This is a genomic window from Subtercola sp. Z020 (assembly GCF_002931235.1).
GTDB lineage: Bacteria > Actinomycetota > Actinomycetes > Actinomycetales > Microbacteriaceae > Subtercola.
On the sequence record NZ_PSTT01000094.1, the window covers coordinates 1 to 19,730 of the forward strand.

Here is a 19,730-nt window from a genome sequence, read left to right on the forward strand (position 1 = left end):
GTCGCCCTCGGTCGCGAGCGCCCCGCCCCCGTGAACCCCCGCCGCGGCATCCGGAACCGCCAGCAGCCGCAGCCCGGCGGCGAAGCCGTCGTCGCTCGACGAGTTCGCCGCGACGTACCCGCCGAGCCCCGGGTAGACCTTCCGCGCCCCGGCGAGACGGTCGATCGCCACGGCGGTCGTCGCCTGCGCCAGCACCTCGTCGCTCAGCGGCCGCAGCGTGCGCTCGGCGTCGGTCGGCAGCACGACCGTCGCCACCCGCCGGTGCCCGAGCCCGTGCACCAGCCGCGCCAGCCGCGTCGACGCCTCACGATTGTCGAGCGCCACGTCGAGCACACCGTCGAAATGCTGCCCCTCGATCGCCACCATCGGAATGTTGCGCTGCCGCATCACCTCGATCGACCGCGTCAGCCGCGGGCTGCACCCGAGAAAGACGGCCGCGTCGAAGACGGCGCTCTGGATGCTCGACTCCCCCACTCCCGTCGCCGTGAGCAGCAGCAGGCCGGAGTGTTCGCTGCCGAGCGTCTGCGAGATGCCGTCGAGCACGGCGATCGTCATCGGATCGCGGAACGAGTGCAGCACGCGGTCTTCGAGCACCACCCCGACGATGCCCGACCGCCCCTGCCGCAGCGACCGCGCGCGCGGATCGGGCCCGAAGTAGCGCAGCTCCTCCGCCGCCTGCAGCACCCGTTCCCGCGTCGACGCAGAGATCGACCCGACCCCGCTGAACGCGATCGACGCCGTCGAGCCCGAGACGCCGGCCCGCTTCGCGACGTCGGCGAGGGTCGGCCGCGACGGTTCCGCGATCGACGGTTGTCTCTCTGCACTCACATCCCCTAGCCTAGTAGAGCCTCGATCGAATCGATTCGATTCCGGTTCTGGATGCTCGACCGCCCCCTCTTCGAAAGCCACCATGTCCCAGCCCAGCGCCCCCGCGACCACCCCGGCCCCCGGCCGGGCACCCGCCAGCCTCATCGCCTGGCGGAACGCCATCTTCGTCATCTTCACGATGAGCGGGCTGTCGATCGCCACCTGGGTCTCCCGGCTTCCTGCCGTTCGTGACGACCTGCACCTCGACACCTCCGCGGTCGGGCTGCTTCTGCTCGGCCTGTCGGGCGGAGCCGTGCTCGGCCTGCTGGCCGCCCAGCAGATCCTGTTCCGCCTGGGCCCGCGTGCGGGCATCGCCCTCTGCATGGTTCTGCTCGCCACCGGCCTCGCGAGCGTCGGAGTCACGGCCACCGTCGTGCCCGAGCTGGGCCTCGGCATCCTGTCGCTCGCCGTCCTCGGCTTCGGCAATGGCGCGATGGACGTGATGATGAACCTCGAGGGGGCGCAGGTCGAGCGCGCCGTGGGCCGCACACTGCTGCCGCTGATGCATGCGTTCTTCAGCTTCGGAACCGTCGCCGGCGCCGGGATCGGGGCCGCGGCATCCGCCCTCTCTGTGCCCGTCATCTGGCACCTCGGGCTGATGGCTGTGCTCATCGCCGCCACCGGCGTGGTGACCGTGCGCTTCCTGCCCGCGCACCTCGAGGCCGGGCAGCCCGACGGGGCCGGGCTCGACGGGGCCGGGCTGGACGGCCAGAAGACCGGCGCGCCCGCGAAGCCCGCCCTCGGCCAGCGCATCCGCGAGAGCCTGGCCGTCTGGGCCGACACCCGCCTGCTGCTGATCGGCCTGATCATGCTCGGAATGGCCTTCGCCGAAGGCTCCGCCAACGACTGGCTCGCCATCGCAACCGTCGACGGACACCACCAGTCGAACACCACCGGCGCCATCGTCTTCGGGGTGTTCGTCGCCGCAATGACGGTCGGCCGCGTCGCCGGCGGCCCCGTGCTCGACCGCTTCGGCCGCGTGCCGATCCTCCGCTGGTCGGCGCTGCTCGGCGCGATCGGGCTGCTCGGCTTCATCCTCGCGCCCAGCCTCTGGATGGCCGTCGTCGGCGCCGTGCTCTGGGGCCTCGGGGCGTCGCTCGGGTTCCCTGTGGGCATGTCCGCCGCCGCAGACGACCCGGCGAAGGCGACGGCGAGCGTGAGCGCGGTCGCGATGATCGGCTACCTCGCGTTTCTCGCCGGCCCGCCGCTGCTCGGTTTTCTCGGCCAGCATTTCGGCATCCTGAACGCCCTCTATGTGATTCTCGCGCTGCTCGTGCTCGCGGCGATCGCGGCGCCCGCCGCCCGCGAGCGCTCGGGCCGCTTCCAGCGCACCTGACGCTCCCAGGCGGGCAGGCGGGCCGGGGCGCTCCCGGGTGGGCGGGCGCTCCCGGCCTCTCCGGGGCGGGCGGGCCGCGCACCGCCGACCGCCTAAACTCGCTGTGTGCGACTCGTCATAGCCCGATGCGCCGTCGACTACGCCGGTCGACTGAGCGCCCACCTTCCCCTCGCGACCCGCCTGCTGATGCTGAAGAACGACGGCAGCATCCTCGTGCACAGTGACGGCGGCTCCTACAAACCGCTGAACTGGATGAGCCCGCCCTGCACCTTGCAGATCATCGAACCCGACGACGAACAGCGGGATGCCGGCATCACCGAGCTCTGGAAGGTCACCCACGCGAAGACGGCCGACCTTCTCGTGGTGTCGATCCACGAAGTGTTCACCGACACGTCGCACGATCTCGGAGTCGACCCCGGTCTGGTGAAAGACGGCGTCGAGGCCCACCTGCAGAAGCTTCTCGCCGAGCAGATCGAGCTGCTGGGCGACGGGCACGTGCTGGTGCGCCGCGAGTACATGACGGCCATCGGCCCGGTCGACATCCTGGCGCGGGATGCCGCGGGCCGCGCGGTCGCGGTCGAGCTGAAGCGTCGCGGCGACATCGACGGCGTCGAGCAGCTGACCCGCTACCTCGAACTGATGAACCGCGACCCGCACCTCGCGCCCGTCACCGGCATCTTCGCGGCGCAGGAGATCAAGCCGCAGGCCCGCACCCTCGCGCACGACCGCGGAATCCGCACCCTCCTCCTCGACTACGACGCCATGCGCGGCCTCGACGACAGCGACTCCAGGCTGTTCTGACGGCCGCGAGCCGCCGAGCTCGCTGCGGGCGGGGCGGCTAGGGGGCGCCCGCGCTCAGCCAGAGCGCGAGCACCGCGAGCGGCACCGTCACCACGACCGCCACCAGGCCCGCGAGCATGAAGCGGCCCCAGCGGATCGTCACGCCCTGCGCCGTCACCTTCTGGTGCCAGAGCAGCGTCGCGAGCGACGCCCACGGCGTCACGAGCGGCCCGAGGTTCACCCCGATCAGCAGCGCGATGAGCCGCACCGGCGACCCCGCAGCCGGCTCGAGCACCAGGTAGGCCGGCAGATTGTTGATCCCGTTCGCCGACACCACGCCGAGCCCCGCCAGCTGCAGCAGTGCCGGGAACGACGACCCCGACCCGCCGACCGCGCTCACCACAGAACCGAGCCCGTTGACCTGCGCCGCCTCGACCAGCACGAAGAGCCCCGCAGCGATCGCCACCGGCGTCCACGGAACGAGCCCCACCCCGAGCGCAGACCGCCGGCGCAGCGCGAACACGACCAGCAGAACCAGCGCTCCGCCCGTCGCGGGGATCCACACCGGCAGCCCGGAGACGAGCAACGGCAGCAGCACCACCACCACGACCCCCGACACCACGAGCAGAGTGCGGTCGTCGATGGATGCGCGCTCGGGTACGACGTACGTTCCGCGAAGCGCCCGCCGGAACAGCAGCGAGAGCAGAATGACGGGCACCACGATGCCCACGAGGGCCGGCGCCCAGACGACCGACGCGAAACCGAGCGGTGACGCCAGATCGACGCCCGCGGCATCCGCAGCCCCCGGCGCCCCCGTACCAGCCGAACCCGATGCCACGCTCGCGAGTTCCGTCGCCGCCAGCAGGTTCGTGAGGTTCGAGATCGGCAGCAGCAGCGACGCCGTGTTCGCCAGCCACACCGTGGCGAGCGCGAACGGAACAGGCGGCAGCCCGGCCTGCAGCGCCAGCAGCACCACCACCGGCGTCACCAGCACCGCGGTCGTGTCGAGCGACAGGAAGACCGTGCTCAGCGTCGCGAGAACGATGACGAAGAGCCACAGCATCCAGACCCGTCGCCCACCGCGGCGCGCGAGCCAGCCCGAGAGCACGGCGAACAGCCCCGCCTCTGCCGCGAGCTCCGTGACGATCGTGATGGCGACCACGAAGCCGAGTACCGGAACCACCCGGTCGGCCAGGGCCAGCGAATCGCTCTGCGGCAGAACTCCGGTGGCGATGACGATGATGGCGGCAACCACGAGCACCAGGCTCAGGATGACCATGGCCGACGGGCGTGGTCGCCGCGAGCTGGGGGGTGCGTTGGTGTCGATCAGGCGAGTCTACCCATGCGCCCTAGAATGTCGTGCGATGACAAATTCAGCAGTGTCACCCCAGAAACCGTGGTCGTGCATCCTCTTCGACCTCGACGGCACCATCACCGACTCGGCTCCCGGAATCATCGGCAGACTCTCCCGCACCCTGGTCGCCCTCGGCCGACCCGTGCCCCTCCCCGCCGAACTCGTGAAGTTCGTCGGGCCGCCCATTCTCGAGGGTTTCAGGATCGTCGCCGGCATGAACGAGGCCGAGGCGCTCGAGGCGCTCGGCATCTACCGCGGGCTGGCCGCGAGCGAGGGCCCGGCCGCCGACGCCGTCACCTTCCCCGGCATGGTGGGGCTCGTGCGCTTTCTGAACAAGGCCGGAATCCCGCTCGCCATCACCACCTCGAAGTCGGAGGTGCAGGTGCACCGCATTCTCGAGCACCTCGGCCTCGACACCGCGTTCGTCACCATCACCGGGGCGAGCGAAGACGAGACGCGAAGCGCCAAGGCCGACGTGATCGCCGAAGCCCTTACGCGCCTGCGGGAGGCCGGCGTCGACCTGACGAACCTCGTGCTGGTGGGCGACCGCATCCACGACATGGAGGGCGCGGCAGAGCACGGCATCCCGCCGATCATGGTCGAGTGGGGCTACGGGTCGCCTGCGGAGGCGGCCGGTGCCATCGCCGTCGTGCACTCGGTCGACCAGCTGCGCGCACTGCTCGTCTAGCGCGACCGGCGCGTCTGGTGCGACCGGCGCGAGTGGCGCGAGTGGCGCGACCGGCGCCGGCGGCCGCGGCTGTGTGACGCGCTGTTACAGGCTGCAGGATGCCCGGCAGCCCCGCGACGTAGCCTCGACCCATGCCTACCTCCCCCACCATCGCCGCCCAGGTCACCGAGTTCAACCAGGGCTTCGAAGCCCAGATCGGCCCTGACCTCTCTGCCGTGTTCGCCGCCGAACAGGCCGCCCTGAACTCCCGCGGCATTCCCGCGAACGCTGTCTCGGTCGGCGACACGGTTCCCGACGCCGACCTGCTCACCCCCGACGGCAACCCGACCACCCTCGCAGCGGCCGTCGGCGACGCACCGGCGGTTCTCGTGTTCTACCGCGGCGCGTGGTGCCCCTACTGCAACCTCACTCTGAAGACGTACCAGCGCGAGCTGCTGCCCGCCCTCCGCGAGCAGGGCGTCGGCCTCGTCGCCCTCAGCCCGCAGACCCCCGACGGATCCCGCGCGGCCGTCGAGGGCGCAGAGCTCGACTTCCCCGTGCTCTCGGATGCCTCGAACGCGCTCGTGCGCCGTCTCGGCCTGCTCACCGAGCCGAGCGCCGAGGCGCGTGAGGCGCACACGGCCCTCGGATTCGACGTGGCAGACAGCAACGCCGACGCGACCGGCGACATCCCGTTCCCCACCGTGCTGCTGGTCGACGCCGACCGCACGGTGCGCTTCGCCGATGTGCACGTCGACTACACCACCCGCACCGAGGTGTCGGCCATTCTCGAGGCGGTGGCGCGGCTCCGCGACTGACGCGGCGGTGGCGCGGGTGCGCAGCGGTGGCGCGGGTGGGGTGCGCCGCAGCTCGCGGCCGCAGCAGGCCCGACCGACTAGCCGGCCGCAGCATCCCGCCGCGCCGGAGCCTCCGCCAGCGTACGGCCCGGCACCGGCGAGCAGCCGAGCAGCACCTGCGGCTCGTGCCGCCCCGGCTCCGACAGCATCGACACCGCGAGCCGCCCCATCTCGCGTCGCGGAAGCTCGAACCCGGTCAGTTCGTCGGGCGAGTCCGGCGAGCCCGAGAGCGAGACGAGCGAGAACGCCGACGGCACAGAGAGCCCCTCGTCGGCCAGCGCCGACGTCAGCTGTTCCACCTGTTCGTGCTGCTCGACGAAGACGACGGTCGCACCCGAGGCCTGAACGACCCTGATCCACTCGTGCGGGTCTCCGACGGGCGGCAGATGGATGCCCGCCCGGCCGGCCTGCGCATCGAAACCCTTCGCCCGGTCGACGTACGACTCGACGCCGCTGCCGTAGCCGAGGTAGACGAACGTCTCGTGGCCGAGCTCCCGCGCCCGGTCGACGAGCGCACCCACCGCCTGCTCGTAGTCGGCGGCGACATAGGAGATCGGCCCGCCCGCATCGTCGCGGCGACCGATCGACACGAACGGAAAACCGCTGCCGGCGAGAAACTGCAGCTCTTCTGACGGCATGTACTGCCCGAGCAGAATGCAGCAGTCGGCGAGGCGCAACCGCGTGGCCCCGGTGCTGAGCCCGAGACTGCCCCCGCCCGCCCGTCCGCTGGTGAGCAGCAGCAGGTCGTGGTCGAGCCGCTGCGCCTCCTCCTCGATCCCGGCGAGGAACGGGTAGAAGAAGTCCTCCCGCTCGAGGGGGAAGAGGGCTTCGTAGGTGTAGACCCCGATCATCCGGTTGCCCATCTGCTTCAGACGGCGAGCGATCGGGTCGGCGACATATCCGGTCTCCTGGATGATCCGCAGCACCCGGGCACACTGACCCCGAACCGTTTCCTGGGCAGGGCAGTCCTCCGTCGCCCTCCCCAGCAGCACCGGCCCCACAGCCACCCCCGAGCATCCGGCACAGAAGCCGGGGTTGGGGGAGCGGGGGCGCTCCGCATTCAGAGGGAATTCGTATTATAGGCCGATGTGCTCGGTTCCCCAGTGACTCTAGTGCGCGTTTCGGGGCAGGCGGTAGCGCGAGTTCAGGTAATCTTCATTGCCTCGGGCCGACGCCCGGTGGGGCGCTCGGCTCAGCCCTGGCGGCGCTTCTGCTCGCGGATCAGGTCGGCGGCGGTGAACTTGTGCGTACGGCCGGGGATCATGTCGGGCGTCAGGCCCGTCACCCAGGCACCGGGGTCGGCATTCATCGCGCCGGCGAGGGCGATAAGCGTCGACAGGCTCGGGTTCGTCTGGCCGCGCTCGATCTTGCCCACGTTCGTCACGTGCATCTCGGCCAGCTCGGCCACATCCTCCTGGCTGAGCCCGAGGCGCAGCCGGGTCTCGCGCATGCGTTCGCCGACGGTGCGGGCAGCCTCGGAATGCGGATCAGCCATACCTCATGACTACCGGCCCGAACATTCTGCAGCCAGAGCGTGCGCACCTGTTACATCTGTGCCTCAGGTCTCCGCACTTTTCCGTCGGCTCGGCCGGCGGAAGCCCTGAGCGCACGCGCCGCGAACTAAAATCGATCCCATGACCGACTCAGACTCCATCGTCAAGCCCCGCCGCTCCGCCCCGGCGACCCTGCTCGCCTACGGCTTCCTCATCCTGGCGTTCGGGCTGCTGCTCACGACGCTCGGGCTCGTCTTCGATGGCGCCTTCGTCTCGCTCGGCCTGGCCCTGGCTGCCTTCGGCGGCATGTTCGCCGCCTTCGGCGCCTTCCTGACCTTCTTCACCCGCCGCACCTGACCCCCGCACCTGAAACAGAAGAAGGCCTCCGACCGGGATCAACCCGATTGGAGGCCTTCAGTGCTGGTGCGCGAAGGGGGACTTGAACCCCCACGTCCTTACGAACACACGGACCTGAACCGTGCGCGTCTACCAATTCCGCCACTCGCGCCAACTCAGCGAGATTAGCACTGAAAGCGCCGAATCCGAAAACGAGGCCCGCGGGCGACCACTCCTCCACAGGCTTCGAATGGCCCCGGAGTTCTGCACTGCAGGCCTTTAACACCCTCGGCAAGTAACATCTGTCGTAGCATTCATGCCGACGCCTGTGCCCTGCTCTGCGGCGGCACACCGAATTTGGGAGACGTGTGGGAATACTGGACAACTTCGAGAAAGGTCTCGAGCGCGCCGTCAACGGCGCCTTCGCGAAGACCTTTCGCTCGGGGCTGCAACCGGTTGAGATCAGCTCCGCACTCAAGCGCGAGCTCGACACCAAGGCGGCGGTCGTCTCGCGCGACCGCATCCTCGTGCCCAACAGTTTTCGCGTGCTCGTCGGCTCGAGCGACTTCCAGCGCATGAAGGGCCTCGGCCCGACCCTCGTCGACGAACTCACCCAGGTCGTGCAGAAGCACGCCTCGGCGCAGGGCTTCCAGTTCGCCGGCAGCGTCAGCGTCACACTCGTCGAGCAACCGCGCCTGAACACCGGCCTGCTCGAGATCGAGAGTTCCACGGTGCAGCGCGACGTCGTCTGGAGCCCGGTTCTCGACGTCGCCGGCAAGCGCTACCCCCTCACCCGCGCCCGCACGGTCATCGGCCGCGGCCGCGAGGCAGACATCACTGTCGAAGACACCGGCATCTCGCGCAAGCACATCGAGATCCTGTGGGACGGCAAGAACGCCGAGGTGCGCGACCTCGGCTCCACGAACGGCTCCCAGCTGAACGGCCAGGCGGTGACGCGGGCCGTCGTCGAGCCCGACTCGGTCATCCAGATCGGTCGCACCCGCGTGGTCTTCCGCGTTCTCGCCCAGGCGTCGGATGTCGCGGCCTTCGCCGAGGCCACGCCGCAGCCCGGTTCGGTCGATGCCGGCGCGAACGCCTCCGCAGCCGCACCACGGCCGGCCGCTCGCGCTGCCGCCCCGGAGGCCCCGGCTGCGCCCGCAGAAGCGGCGAAGGCTGCGCCGCCGGTGGAATCGCCGCGGCGCGCTGCCGCGGCAGCGGCCGCCGACCCCGCCGCAGAGGCGCCGCGCCGCGCGAAGCGCGCGCCCCAGAAACCGCGCTCGAATCGCCGGGACCAGCCCGCAGACGCCGCGGCAGACCCCTTTCCCCTCGACGATCAGGCACCGGATGAGAGCCAGCCGCCAGAGCCCGGCGGATTCCGGTGGAATCTATGAGTGAACTCACCCTCCTGATCCTGCGTTTCGGCTTTCTGGCGTTGCTCTGGGTCTTCGTCTTCGTGATCGTCTATGCGATGCGCTCCGATCTCTTCGGCCAGCGCGTGCGCAAGATGCGCGACCCTGCGGGCACCGCGGCATCCGCCGGCAGCGCCGCCGCAGCGGGCTTCTCGCCCCCTCCGCAGAACGCCGCCGTCGGGGCTCCCCCCGCGCAGGCGCCGATGCAGCCCGCCCCCGGGGCACACGGCGTCGTGGTCGGCGCCGCCGCATCCTCTGCCGGGCTGCCCGACACGTCGCACCCGCCCACACCGCCGCCGCAGTCGAAGGTGCCGGTGTTCACCCCGCTCGAGGGTTCGAGCGCCGGGGTGCATCCGCGGGCGACGACCAGCAACGCACACAAGCTCGTCATCACCTCCGGCACCAAGGCCGGAACGGAGATCGAGCTCGGCGTCGACCCGCTCACCATCGGCCGCTCCACCGATTCGAGTGTCGTCATCCGCGACGACTACACCTCCACGCACCACGCGCGCCTGCTCAACTGGAACAACGAGTGGGTGATCCAGGATCTGGATTCGACCAACGGCACATACCTCGACGGCAAGCGGGTCACCCAGCCCGCCCCCGTTCCGCTCAACACCCCGGTCAGAATTGGTTCCACCAGTTTTGAACTGCGGCGCTAGGCGGCCCCTCCCATGGCACTGGTCACGGAGAGCGCAGCGGTCTCCCACGTCGGGCGCGTGCGCTCGAACAACCAAGACAGCGGGTACGCCGGCCAGTCGTTGTTCGCTGTGGCCGACGGCATGGGCGGCCACGCCGGTGGCGACGTCGCGAGCGCTCTGGCGCTGAACAAGCTGCTCGAGATCGATGGCGAGTACAGCTCGGCGGTCGACGCGGAGTTCGCCCTGCAGGAGGCGATCGTCAGCGCGAACGCGATCCTCGCCGAGGCCGTGTACGAGCATCCGGAGCTCACCGGCATGGGCACCACGCTCTCCGCCCTCGTGCGGGTGGGCCACAGCGTCGCCCTCGCGCACATCGGAGACTCACGCATCTACCGCTTCCGTGACGGCAAGCTCACCCAGATCACGACCGACCACACGTTCGTGCAGCGCCTCGTCGACAACGGCCGCATCACCGCAGAGGAGGCGAAGGTGCATCCGCGCCGCTCGGTTCTCATGCGCGTGCTCGGCGATGTCGACTCCACCCCCGACGTCGACCTGCAGGTGATGGACACGCGGCCGGGCGACCGGTGGCTGCTCTGCTCCGACGGGCTCACCGGGGTCGTCGAGAACGACGACATCGCCAAAACCCTTGCCGAGCATCCCGCTCCCCAGGAGGTGGCCGACCTGCTCGTGAAGGAGAGCCTCGACCACGGCGCACCTGACAACGTCACCGTCGTGGTCGTCGACATCAGCGAATCGTTCACCGGTAGCACCTACATCGCCCAGACGGTGGGCGCCGCATCACGCCCCGTGGCGTATGGCGGGGCACAGGGCAAGAAGGCGACGCGGATGCCCGGCCTCCGCCTGCACCCGCGAGGCCCCGGTTCCGCCGAACCGTCGCACTTCGAGGCGCAGGGCGACGACTACCTCGACGAGTTGATCGACGAAGACCGGCGCCGCAGCCGCAAGCGCAAGCTCACCTGGCTCATCGGCGGTGTCGTCGTGGTCGTCGCCATCGCGGCGGCTCTGCTGCTCGGCTACCAGTGGACGCAGACGCGCTACTTCGTCGGCCAGACCAACGGTCACGTCGCCATCTACCAGGGCATCCAGCAGACCATCGGCCCGATCTCCCTCTCGCACGTGTACGAAGACACCGGAATCAGCATCGACCAACTTCCCGCCTACATGCAGACGCAGGTCGAGAGCACCATCAGCGCCGACACGATCGACGCTGCCAGGGCGACCGTGCAGAGCATCAGCGACACGGTGCCACGTGGTTAGCCGCGAGGCCGCCGTGGCCGCTCCTGCCGTCAAGCCGGGCGAGAAGCCGGTGCGCCGCATCCACGTGCCCGAGAAGCTCCGCAACCTCGAGATCTTCCTCCTGCTCTTCGCCTGCCTCGCGAATGCGGGCGCAGTCGTGATGGTTCAACTCGGCTCCAGCGGAACCGTCGACTATGGCCAGGTCGCGCTGCTCGGCGCCGGTCTGTCGGTGCTGGTCGTCGGGGCGCACATCGCCCTGCGGTTCGTCGCGCCGAACGCCGATCCGTTCATCCTGCCGATCGCCACCCTGCTGAACGGCATCGGTATCGCCGAGATCTACCGCATCGACCTGCAGATTCCGGGCAACGTGGGCTGGGAGAGCACCGCCGTGCGGCAGGTGGTGTGGAGCGCGATCGCCATCGTCGCCGCGCTCGTGGTGATCATCGCGCTGCGCAACCACCGCGTGCTGCAGCGCTACACCTACGTCTTCATGGCCATCTCGGGCTTCCTGCTGCTCCTCCCGCTGCTGCCCGGAATCGGCAAGGAGGTGTACGGCGCCCGCGTCTGGATCGGCGTCGGCCCGCTCTCGTTCCAGCCGGGTGAGGTCGCGAAGATCGCGCTGGCGATCTTCTTCGCCGGCTATCTCGTCTCGCGACGCGACAGCCTGTCGGCGGTCGGCCGCAAGGTGCTCGGCATGCGGTTCCCGCGCGGGCGGGACCTCGGTCCGATCCTGGTGATCTGGGCGGCCTCGATGTCGGTCATCATCTTCCAGCGCGACCTCGGCACCGCCCTGCTCTACTTCGGGCTCTTCGTGGTGATGATCTACGTCGCCACCGCGCGGCTCAGTTGGGTGATCATCGGTGTCGGCCTGTTCCTCGGCGGGGCGCTCATCGCGAGCCAGGTTCTCGTCTACGTCAACGACCGGTTCTCGAACTGGCTGAACCCGTTCGCCTCCGTGAACTACGACGCGCAGGGCGGCAGCTACCAGCTCGTGCAGGGCCTGTTCGGGCTCGCGAACGGCGGCCTCATCGGCACGGGCCTCGGCCAGGGCCAGCCCGACATCACGCCCCTGGCGCAGAGCGACTACATCGTCGCCAGCCTCGGCGAGGAGCTCGGCATGGCCGGCCTGTTCGCCATCCTCGCGCTCTACCTGCTCTTCATCGCCCGCGGGCTCCGCATCAGCTTCGCGGGCAACGACGACTTCGGCCGCCTGCTCGGCATCGGCCTGACCTTTGTCATCGCCCTGCAGTGCTTCATCGTCATCGGCGGGGTCACCCGCGTCATCCCGCTCACCGGTCTCACGACCCCGTTCCTCGCCGCCGGCGGCTCGTCGCTCGTGGCCAACTGGATCATCGTGGCGCTCCTCCTCCGCCTCTCAGACACGGTGCGCAATCAGCCAAGGTTGGTGGTCTAGAACCCATGAACAGGGAACTCAAACGCGTCACCATCGTCATTCTCGCGATGTTCGCAGCGCTCTTCCTCTCGGTGACGACCATCCAGTTCTTCTCCGCAGACACCCTGGCCGGAGACTCCCGCAACGCGCGCACCATCAACAACAGCTATTCGAAGGAGCGCGGCGCCATCCTGGTCGCCGGCCAGCCCATCGCGCAGAGCGTGCCCTCGGCCGACCAGTACAAGTACCAGCGCACCTACACAAACGGCCCCCTCTACAGCGCCGTCACCGGCTACTTCACGCTCGACCAGGGCTCCAGCGGCATCGAGGCCGCCATGAACGACGAACTCAGCGGCACCTCGGGCAGCCAGTTCCTCAGCCAGTTGAACAGCATCGTCACCGGGCAGAACCCACAGGGGGCCTCCGTCGAGCTGACCATCGACCCCGCTGTGCAGCAGGCCGCGTACGACGCTCTCGGCAGCCAGACCGGCGCGGTCATCGCCGTCGAACCGAAGACCGGCCGCATCCTGGCCATGGTGTCGAAGCCCGACTACGACCCGAACATCCTCGCCGTGCACGACACCGACGCCGTCATCCAGCAGTACGACGCTCTGATCGCCGACTCGGGCAACCCGCTGATCAACCGCACGCTCGGCGGAGACCTCGACCCGCCCGGTTCGACGTTCAAGATCGTGACGTCGTCGGCGGCCCTGCAGAATGCCGGCCTCACTGAAGACCACCAGTTGCCGAACCCCGCGGGCTACCAGCTGCCGCAGAGCACGAACGTCGTGTCGAACGCCGGTGGCGGCACCTGCGGCCCGGGCGACACCGTCAGCATCAGAACCGCTTTCGTTCTCTCCTGCAACATCCCGATGGCCGAGCTCGGCGTCGAGATGGGCGACAAGGCCCTCACCGACATGGCCAACGCCTACGGCTACAACTCCGACTTCGATTCGCCGATCCCCGTCGAGGCGAGCCAGTTCCCGCCTCTCGAAGACGACTCGCGTCTCGCCCTGTCGTCGTTCGGGCAGGCCAGCGTGCGCTCGTCGCCGATGCAGATCGTCGAGCAGTCGATGGCTGTCGCCAACGGCGGTTCGATCATGACGCCGACGCTCGTCGACGACGTTCGGGCGCCCGATCTGACGATGCTGAAGCAGTTCGAGGCCAAGAAGCTCGCCGACCCCATCAACTCGGTAACAGCTTCGACTCTTTCGTCGTGGATGGTCGAGGCGGTCAATTCCGGCGCGGCGACTAATGCAAGAATAGACGGAGTCAGTGTGGCCGGTAAGACGGGAACAGCGGAGAACGGGACGGGCGATCCGTACACCCTCTGGTTCACAGGTTTTGCTCCTGCAGACAACCCACAGGTTGCAGTTGCAGTAGTGGTACAAAATGGCGGCGGACTAGGCGAATCCGGGTCGGGCAACGAGGTTGCCGCACCGATTGCCAAGAAAGTACTTGAGGCGGTGCTGAATAAATGAGACCCACAGCAGGGCTCACCTTCGGGGGAAGGTACGAGCTTTCCACGCGCATTGCGATCGGTGGAATGGGCGAGGTCTGGCAGGCGACCGACCTGGTCATCGGGCGGAACGTCGCCATCAAGATCCTGAAAGACGAGTACCTCGGCGACCCGGGCTTTCTCGAGCGTTTTCGCGCCGAAGCCCGCCACGCGGCGCTGGTGAACCACGAGGGCATCGCGAACGTCTTCGACTACGGCGAAGAAGAGGGCAGCGCCTACCTCGTCATGGAGCTGGTTCCGGGCGAAGCCCTGTCGGCGATCCTCGAGCGGGAACACGTTCTGTCGACGGATCGCGTGCTCGACATCATCGCGCAGACCGCCTCGGCCCTGCAGGCGGCCCACAACGCCGGCCTCGTGCACCGCGACATCAAGCCGGGGAACCTGCTCATCACCCCCGACGGCCGAGTGAAGATCACCGACTTCGGCATCGCACGCATCGCCGACCAGGTTCCCCTGACCGCCACCGGGCAGGTCATGGGCACCGTGCAGTACCTCTCGCCCGAGCAGGCGAGCGGGCAGTCCGCCTCGTCGACGACCGACATCTACTCGCTGGGCATCGTCGCGTACGAGTGCCTGGCCGGCAAGCGACCGTTCAGCGGCGAGTCGCAGGTGGCCATCGCCATGGCCCAGATCAACGACGCTCCGCCGCCCCTCCCCGTGACCATCGCCGAGCCCGTGCGCAACCTCGTGCTCTCCTGCATCGCCAAGAAGCCGGCCGACCGCCCTGCCTCGGCGGCAGCTCTCGCGCGGGCGGCGACCGCACTGCGGCAGGGTGACGTCGCCCTGGCCGCCGCGGCTGTTCCCGCCGTTCTCGGCGACCGTCCGGCGCCCGCCGACACGGCGACCATGCTCATGCCCACCGCCGGCAACACCGGTGCGGGTGCAGGCGATCCGACGCAGGCGACCACCGTGCTCGGCGCGGCGGGCGCAGCTGGTGCCGGTGCCGCCTTCGGGTCGCTCGTCGGCGGCCCGGCGAACGGTGCGGGTGGCCCGAACGGCCCCGGCACGGCATCCCTCTCCACACTCGACGACGGCTCCGGGGAACCGGTCAAGAAGTCGCGCAGCCCGTGGACCTGGCCGCTCATCGTGCTGATCATCATCCTCGTGCTCGTTCTCGGTGGCACGATCTTCGCGCTGGCCACCAGCGGGTCGAACTCGGGGTCCGCTCCGACGACCAGCAGTGCTCCGCCGAGTTCCGCCCCGCCGAGCACACCGCCGCCGACCACGCCCACACCGACCGTCACCCCGAACACGGTCGTCGTGAACGACGCCGACCTGAAGGGCAAGACGTTCGACGAGGCGGCCCAGATCCTCTCGAACCTCGGCCTCGGCGCCGAGCGGGTCACCAAGAACTCGGCACCGAGCACCGACCTGGTCGACGTCGTCTACTCCGTGAGCCCGGTCGGCAACATCACCAAGGGCACGACGATCAGCCTGACGGTCTACGGTGACGCCGTCGCGCCGCCCGCCCCCACGTCGACGCCCACCGCAACACCGAAGGCCGTCGCTCCGAACGCGACCTTCGTCGTGTCGTGGGGCGCCTACAACTGCCCGTCGGGCACCACACTGTCGAGCTACGACATCGACCCCGGTGGGGCGACGGTCGCCATCCAGCCGGGAACGAACCCCGCGGCGACGCTCATCGCTCCGGCCACCGCCGAGACGCTCTCCATCTCCTACAAGGTGACCTGCACGGCCACCGGCGCCGGCAGCGGGCTGCAGTCGGAATCGTCACCGGTACTCGAGCTCGTCATGACCGCAGCGCCGACCACCCCCACGGCGACGCCGACCACCCCTGCTCCGACCCCGAAGGGCTGACCGGCCTTCCCCCGGGAGCGTCAGATGCACCAGCTACACTCACACGACCATCCTTCCGCCACCTGACCCCGCCCTGGCCCGACGCCAGCCGACCCTGGAGCCACACCGTGACCGATGACAGTCGCCTTCTTGCCGGGCGGTACCGCATCGGTGACATCATCGGTCGGGGCGGCATGTCGAACGTGTACGTCGGGCGCGACGAACGCCTGGGCCGGCCCGTCGCCATCAAGCTCCTCAAGTCGTCGCTCGCCGGCGACCCGATCTTCCGCACCCGGTTCCGCCAGGAGGCCCAGGCCGCCTCGCGCATGGCGCACCCCACCATCGTGCGGGTCTTCGACGCCGGTGAGGAGCGCGTCGCCGAGGCCGGCGGCAGCGAGGCGATCGTTCCCTTCATCGTCATGGAGTACGTGCAGGGCATCCTGCTGAAAGACCTCATCCGCCAGGGACCGGTCGACCCGGCCGAGGCCGTGCGCATCACCGACGGCATCCTCACGGCCCTCGAGTACTCGCACCGTGCCGGCGTCGTGCACCGCGACATCAAGCCCGGCAACATCATGCTGACGAACTCCGGCCAGGTGAAGGTGATGGACTTCGGTATCGCCCGCGCCATCTCCGACTCCTCGGCGACAGTCGCCCAGACGACGGCCATTCTCGGTACCGCGCAGTACTTCTCACCCGAGCAGGCCCGCGGCGAGTCGGTGGATGCCCGGACCGACCTGTACTCGACCGGCATCGTGCTGTTCGAACTGCTCACGGGGCGAGCGCCCTTCCGCGGCGAGACCCCCGTCGCCGTCGCCTACCAGCACGTGAGCGAGGCGCCGGTCGCTCCGAGTTCCATCAACCCGAAGGTCTCGCCGGCGCTCGACCAGGTCGTGGCGCACTCCCTCGCGAAGGACCGCTTCGCCCGCTTCCAGAGCGCCGCCGACTTCAAAGTCGACCTGCAGATCGCCGGTGCCGGCAAGATCCCGTCGAAGCGCCTGCCCACCGAAGACTTCCAGGCGTCGCTCTTCGGCGCGCCCCCGACGCTCACCGCCGGGTCAGACGCGGCACTCACCCAGCTCGCCGGCGACGACGAGTACGCCGTGCGCACGCAGTCACGCCCCCCTGTCATCTGGATCTGGGCCGGTATCGCGAGCGTCGCGGTCATCCTCATCGCGATTCTGTTCTGGGTGTTCTCGCTCAAGGAGACCAACATCATTCCCGACGCCTCGCGCGTCATCCCGGTGACCTCCGGGCAGACCTACGAGAACGCGAATGCGACCCTGCAACAGCTGAACCTCGTGACGCAGCGGTACGACAAGAACGATCCGTCCGTTCCCGCGGGCGAGGTCATCAGCACCGACCCGGCGGCCGGCACGGTGGTTCAGCCGCAGACGGTCATCAGCGTCTACGTGTCTCTCGGGCCGAAGCCGGTGGCGATGCCGAGCGTGGTGGGCAGTACGGTCGCCGCCGCCACGCCGACGATCACGGCCCTCGGGATGCTCGTCGGCGCGACGACGAAGGAGAACTCCGCCACGGTGCCCGCCGACGTGATCATCAGCACGACTCCGGCGGCGGGAACCCAGAGCTCGGCGGGTGCGACAGTGACCTTCGTCGTCTCCAACGGGCTGGTGACCGTGCCGAACGTGGTGAACATGCCGCTCGAACAGGCCATCACGGCGCTCAAGGCCATCGGGTACGACCCGAGTTCGGCCACCGACGACACCTGCGCCGCGCAGGTCGGCAGCCCGGTCACGAACCAGACCGTTCCGGCCGGTGACGCCCCCCAGTCCCAGGCGATCGTCGTCACCTACTGCACGGGCGACGCACCGGTCGTGCCGACGCCCACGCCGACCGCCACCCCCGCCACGAACTGACGCGGCGTCGTCGCCTGGCCGGTGCCGCGCTAGCCGGCGTGAACGAGCGGACTGAGCCCGTCGGCCGCGGCTTCAGCCGAGTCGAGGCCCGCCGACACCAACCAGTTCGCGAGCATCCGGTAGCCCCCCTCGGTCAGAACCGACTCGGGGTGGAACTGCACACCGTAGACCGGCGCTGTCGTGTGCCGCAGACCCATGATGACGCCACCCTCCGTGCGCGACGTCACGACGAGCGCCTCGGGCACGGTGCCGTCGACGACCGCGAGGGAGTGGTACCGGGTCGCGAGGAAGTTCTGGTCGACACCCGCATAGAACGGGCTGCCGTCGTGCACGATGACCGATGTCTTGCCGTGCATCAGCTCTTCCGCGTTCGTCACCGTCGCACCCATCGCCTCGGCGATCGCCTGGTGGCCGAGGCACACGCCGAGAAGCGGTGTCGACGCGGCGATCGCCGCGTGCACGACCGCGACGGAGACCCCGGCCTCTGAGGGCTTGCCCGGGCCGGGCGAGATCAGCACAGCGTCATACTGCTCGAGCGCCGCGGCAGCGTCGTCGACGGTGAACGCATCGTTCCGAACGACGGTCGTCTCCGCCCCGAGCTGGTGCAGGTACCCGTTCAGCGTGTACACGAAGCTGTCGTAGTTGTCGATGACGAGAACGTGGGTCATGGATCAACCGTAACCGGTTGGCTCGGCGTCAGCAGCCCGTCGACCAGCGGGAAGATCCAGGTCGAGAGGGCGAAGAGCACGATGGCGACCGCCACCACCAGGATCAGGATGCGCAGCCACACCGGGCCGGGCAGACCACGCCAGAGGGCGCCGTACATACTCACGCCCCCTTTCCGGTGAGGCCGGCGATCTCGGCGGGCGCTCCCGCGCTCCGCGGAGTGAAGGAGTCGAGCACCCCGTAGGCGATGATGCGCTCAGATGCGATGTAGAGGGGGTTGCAGCTCGTCAGCGTGATCAGCCTGTCGGTGGGTGCGGCATCCGGAACCTGCGGAACAGCACTCAACACGTCGACACCCTCGGGCGTGACGTACTCGGTGTCGCGGTAGCGGTAGGTGTACCAGCCGTCCTGGGTCTCGACGTAGATGGGGTCGCCGATCTGCAGCTCATTGATCTTGATGAACGGGCTGCCCCATCCGTCGCGGTGCGCAGCGATGGCGAAGTTGCCCATGTCGCCCGGCATCTGGCTCTGCTCGTAGTGGCCGGCGCCTCCGGCGTTCAGCACGGCCTTGGCATCGACGCCCTCTGCGATGGTGCGCTTGTAGTCCGCACCGAACCGCGGAACGTAGAGCACAGCGAACTGCTTGGTCTCCGCCGGTGCGGCCATCACCACGGGCGAGGCACCGGATGCTCCAGAGGAGTCGGCCGGAGGTGCCGCTGCGTCGGTGCTGCCGGGGGCGGCGGGCCCCACGGGCGAAGCGTTCCACTGCTGTGACAGCCCCGAGGCATCGTTGGTCTGAGCGTTGTTGAGCGCGATGCCCTGGATCCAGAGCTGCCAACCGAGAAAGAGGAAGACGAGCACGCCAGCGGTGATGAGCAGTTCTCCCGCGACTCCGATGACCCCCCGCACGATCGATCGGGGTGCGTTGTCGCGGCGCCCGCCCGTGCGGCCCCTGTTGCCTCGGTTGTCCCGGCGTCGCCGGTCATCATCAGGAGTGGGCGACGAGCCCGCCGAACCGGCGCCGTCGCCGGATTCCGGGTCTTCGGAATAAAGTGAGTAAATGTCTGTCACGCCGGCCATCTTAGGAGAAGTGGATCACTAAACGCTGAGTTCCTCACAGCGTACCAACAGTGCTCTTCTGCGCCCGGCCAGTATTCCCGGCTAGAATCATCGGCATGGCCCGCGAAAAGACCCGTTCCCAGCACGTCGTTCCGAGAACGAGCGATGAGTCGAGCCCCAACCCGGTGTGGTTCAAGCCGGTCATGTTCGGCTTCATGCTGCTCGGTCTCATCTGGATCATCGTCTTCTACGTCAGCCAGGGCGTGCTGCCCATCCCCGACCTCGGCAGCTGGAACATCCTCATCGGCTTCGGCATCGCCTTCATCGGCTTCATCATGACCACTCGGTGGCGCTGAGTTACACGGGTGTAATTATCCCCAGTGTTAATAACCCTGTGGATAACTTCGAATAATCCACAG

Annotated in this window: 19 protein-coding genes, 1 tRNA gene and 1 pseudogene; 13 read left to right on the forward strand and 8 right to left on the reverse strand. The window is 68.9% G+C overall.

The features are described from left to right. Positions 1–828 (reverse strand): LacI family DNA-binding transcriptional regulator (locus C5B96_RS11585; RefSeq protein ID WP_104245520.1); only part of this gene is annotated, 828 nt, incomplete at its 3' end. 82 nt (positions 829–910) lie between these two features. On the opposite strand from C5B96_RS11585, the gene C5B96_RS11590 reads away from it, so the two are divergent. Together C5B96_RS11590 and nucS are read left to right on the forward strand one after the other, a co-directional pair. Beyond that, the gene (locus tag C5B96_RS11590; RefSeq protein ID WP_104245521.1) at positions 911–2,203 is read left to right on the forward strand and encodes an MFS transporter; all 1,293 of its coding nucleotides are present in this window, start codon (positions 911–913) and stop codon (positions 2,201–2,203) included. Between the two features lie 105 nt (positions 2,204–2,308). Further along, positions 2,309–3,004, forward strand: coding sequence for an endonuclease NucS (nucS, locus tag C5B96_RS11595; protein WP_104245522.1), 696 nt, complete (start codon positions 2,309–2,311; stop codon positions 3,002–3,004). A gap of 37 nt (positions 3,005–3,041) precedes the next feature. Here nucS and C5B96_RS11600 read toward each other — a convergent pair whose 3' ends face one another. Next, positions 3,042–4,262: an SLC13 family permease gene (locus C5B96_RS11600; protein WP_104245523.1), complete on the reverse strand. Its 1,221-nt coding sequence runs from the start codon at positions 4,260–4,262 to the stop codon at positions 3,042–3,044. 85 nt (positions 4,263–4,347) lie between these two features. Here C5B96_RS11600 and C5B96_RS11605 point away from each other — a divergent pair, with 85 nt between their 5' ends. Continuing rightward, positions 4,348–5,025, forward strand: coding sequence for an HAD hydrolase-like protein (locus C5B96_RS11605; RefSeq protein WP_104245524.1), 678 nt, complete (start codon positions 4,348–4,350; stop codon positions 5,023–5,025). 131 nt (positions 5,026–5,156) lie between these two features. Beyond that, a complete protein-coding gene (locus tag C5B96_RS11610) occupies positions 5,157–5,822 on the forward strand; it encodes a peroxiredoxin-like family protein (RefSeq protein ID WP_104245525.1) in 666 nt (221 codons plus the stop codon). A gap of 77 nt (positions 5,823–5,899) precedes the next feature. Here the strand turns inward: C5B96_RS11610 and C5B96_RS11615 are convergent, their stop codons facing one another. Both C5B96_RS11615 and C5B96_RS11620 read right to left on the reverse strand, forming a co-directional pair. After that, the gene (locus C5B96_RS11615; protein WP_104245526.1) at positions 5,900–6,787 is read right to left on the reverse strand and encodes a LacI family DNA-binding transcriptional regulator; all 888 of its coding nucleotides are present in this window, start codon (positions 6,785–6,787) and stop codon (positions 5,900–5,902) included. A gap of 266 nt (positions 6,788–7,053) precedes the next feature. Then, positions 7,054–7,356 (reverse strand): helix-turn-helix domain-containing protein, encoded by a 303-nt coding sequence (locus tag C5B96_RS11620; RefSeq protein ID WP_104245527.1) that lies wholly within the window; start codon positions 7,354–7,356, stop codon positions 7,054–7,056. A 139-nt stretch (positions 7,357–7,495) separates the two neighbouring features. Here C5B96_RS11620 and C5B96_RS11625 point away from each other — a divergent pair, with 139 nt between their 5' ends. After that, on the forward strand, positions 7,496–7,711 hold the full coding sequence (locus tag C5B96_RS11625) for a hypothetical protein (protein ID WP_104245528.1): 216 nt from the start codon (positions 7,496–7,498) through the stop codon (positions 7,709–7,711). A 64-nt stretch (positions 7,712–7,775) separates the two neighbouring features. Here C5B96_RS11625 and C5B96_RS11630 read toward each other — a convergent pair. Next, positions 7,776–7,862, reverse strand: a tRNA-Leu gene (locus C5B96_RS11630). A gap of 196 nt (positions 7,863–8,058) precedes the next feature. Here C5B96_RS11630 and C5B96_RS11635 point away from each other — a divergent pair. From C5B96_RS11635 to pknB, 7 genes and pseudogenes are all read left to right on the forward strand, one after another. Then, a pseudogene (locus C5B96_RS11635) lies at positions 8,059–8,727 on the forward strand (FhaA domain-containing protein); the annotation flags it as partial. Positions 8,728–9,077: 350 nt separating this feature from the next. Continuing rightward, complete coding sequence (locus C5B96_RS11640) at positions 9,078–9,761, forward strand: FHA domain-containing protein (RefSeq protein ID WP_104245530.1); 684 nt, start codon at positions 9,078–9,080, stop codon at positions 9,759–9,761. A 12-nt stretch (positions 9,762–9,773) separates the two neighbouring features. Beyond that, the gene (locus C5B96_RS11645; protein ID WP_104245531.1) at positions 9,774–11,021 is read left to right on the forward strand and encodes a Stp1/IreP family PP2C-type Ser/Thr phosphatase; all 1,248 of its coding nucleotides are present in this window, start codon (positions 9,774–9,776) and stop codon (positions 11,019–11,021) included. A 13-nt stretch (positions 11,022–11,034) separates the two neighbouring features. Continuing rightward, entirely contained in the window at positions 11,035–12,414 is a 1,380-nt protein-coding gene (locus tag C5B96_RS11650; RefSeq protein WP_233189176.1) for an FtsW/RodA/SpoVE family cell cycle protein, read from the forward strand. 5 nt (positions 12,415–12,419) lie between these two features. Beyond that, complete coding sequence (locus tag C5B96_RS11655; RefSeq protein WP_104245532.1) at positions 12,420–13,874, forward strand: penicillin-binding transpeptidase domain-containing protein; 1,455 nt, start codon at positions 12,420–12,422, stop codon at positions 13,872–13,874. Further along, positions 13,871–15,730, forward strand: a complete 1,860-nt coding sequence (locus C5B96_RS11660; RefSeq protein ID WP_104245533.1) for a serine/threonine-protein kinase — start codon at positions 13,871–13,873, stop codon at positions 15,728–15,730. Before C5B96_RS11655 ends, C5B96_RS11660 begins: the two co-directional genes overlap by 4 nt. 107 nt (positions 15,731–15,837) lie before the next feature. Then, positions 15,838–17,586 carry a Stk1 family PASTA domain-containing Ser/Thr kinase gene (pknB, locus tag C5B96_RS11665; protein ID WP_104245534.1) on the forward strand — a complete coding sequence of 583 codons (1,749 nt, stop codon included), beginning with the start codon at positions 15,838–15,840 and terminating at the stop codon, positions 17,584–17,586. 29 nt (positions 17,587–17,615) lie between these two features. Here pknB and C5B96_RS11670 read toward each other — a convergent pair whose 3' ends face one another. From C5B96_RS11670 to C5B96_RS11675, 3 genes are read right to left on the reverse strand one after another with little or no spacing between them, the layout of a single operon-like run. Further along, on the reverse strand, positions 17,616–18,254 hold the full coding sequence (locus C5B96_RS11670; RefSeq protein WP_104245535.1) for an aminodeoxychorismate/anthranilate synthase component II: 639 nt from the start codon (positions 18,252–18,254) through the stop codon (positions 17,616–17,618). After that, positions 18,251–18,418 (reverse strand): hypothetical protein, encoded by a 168-nt coding sequence (locus C5B96_RS17405; protein ID WP_158507174.1) that lies wholly within the window; start codon positions 18,416–18,418, stop codon positions 18,251–18,253. Before C5B96_RS17405 ends, C5B96_RS11670 begins: the two co-directional genes overlap by 4 nt. Then, entirely contained in the window at positions 18,415–19,323 is a 909-nt protein-coding gene (locus C5B96_RS11675) for a class E sortase (RefSeq protein ID WP_233189168.1), read from the reverse strand. The genes C5B96_RS17405 and C5B96_RS11675 overlap by 4 nt, the downstream gene beginning before the upstream one ends. A 104-nt stretch (positions 19,324–19,427) precedes the next feature. On the opposite strand from C5B96_RS11675, the gene C5B96_RS11680 reads away from it, so the two are divergent. Further along, positions 19,428–19,667 carry a cell division protein CrgA gene (locus C5B96_RS11680; RefSeq protein WP_104245537.1) on the forward strand — a complete coding sequence of 80 codons (240 nt, stop codon included), beginning with the start codon at positions 19,428–19,430 and terminating at the stop codon, positions 19,665–19,667. The last annotated feature ends 63 nt before the right edge of the window (positions 19,668–19,730 follow it).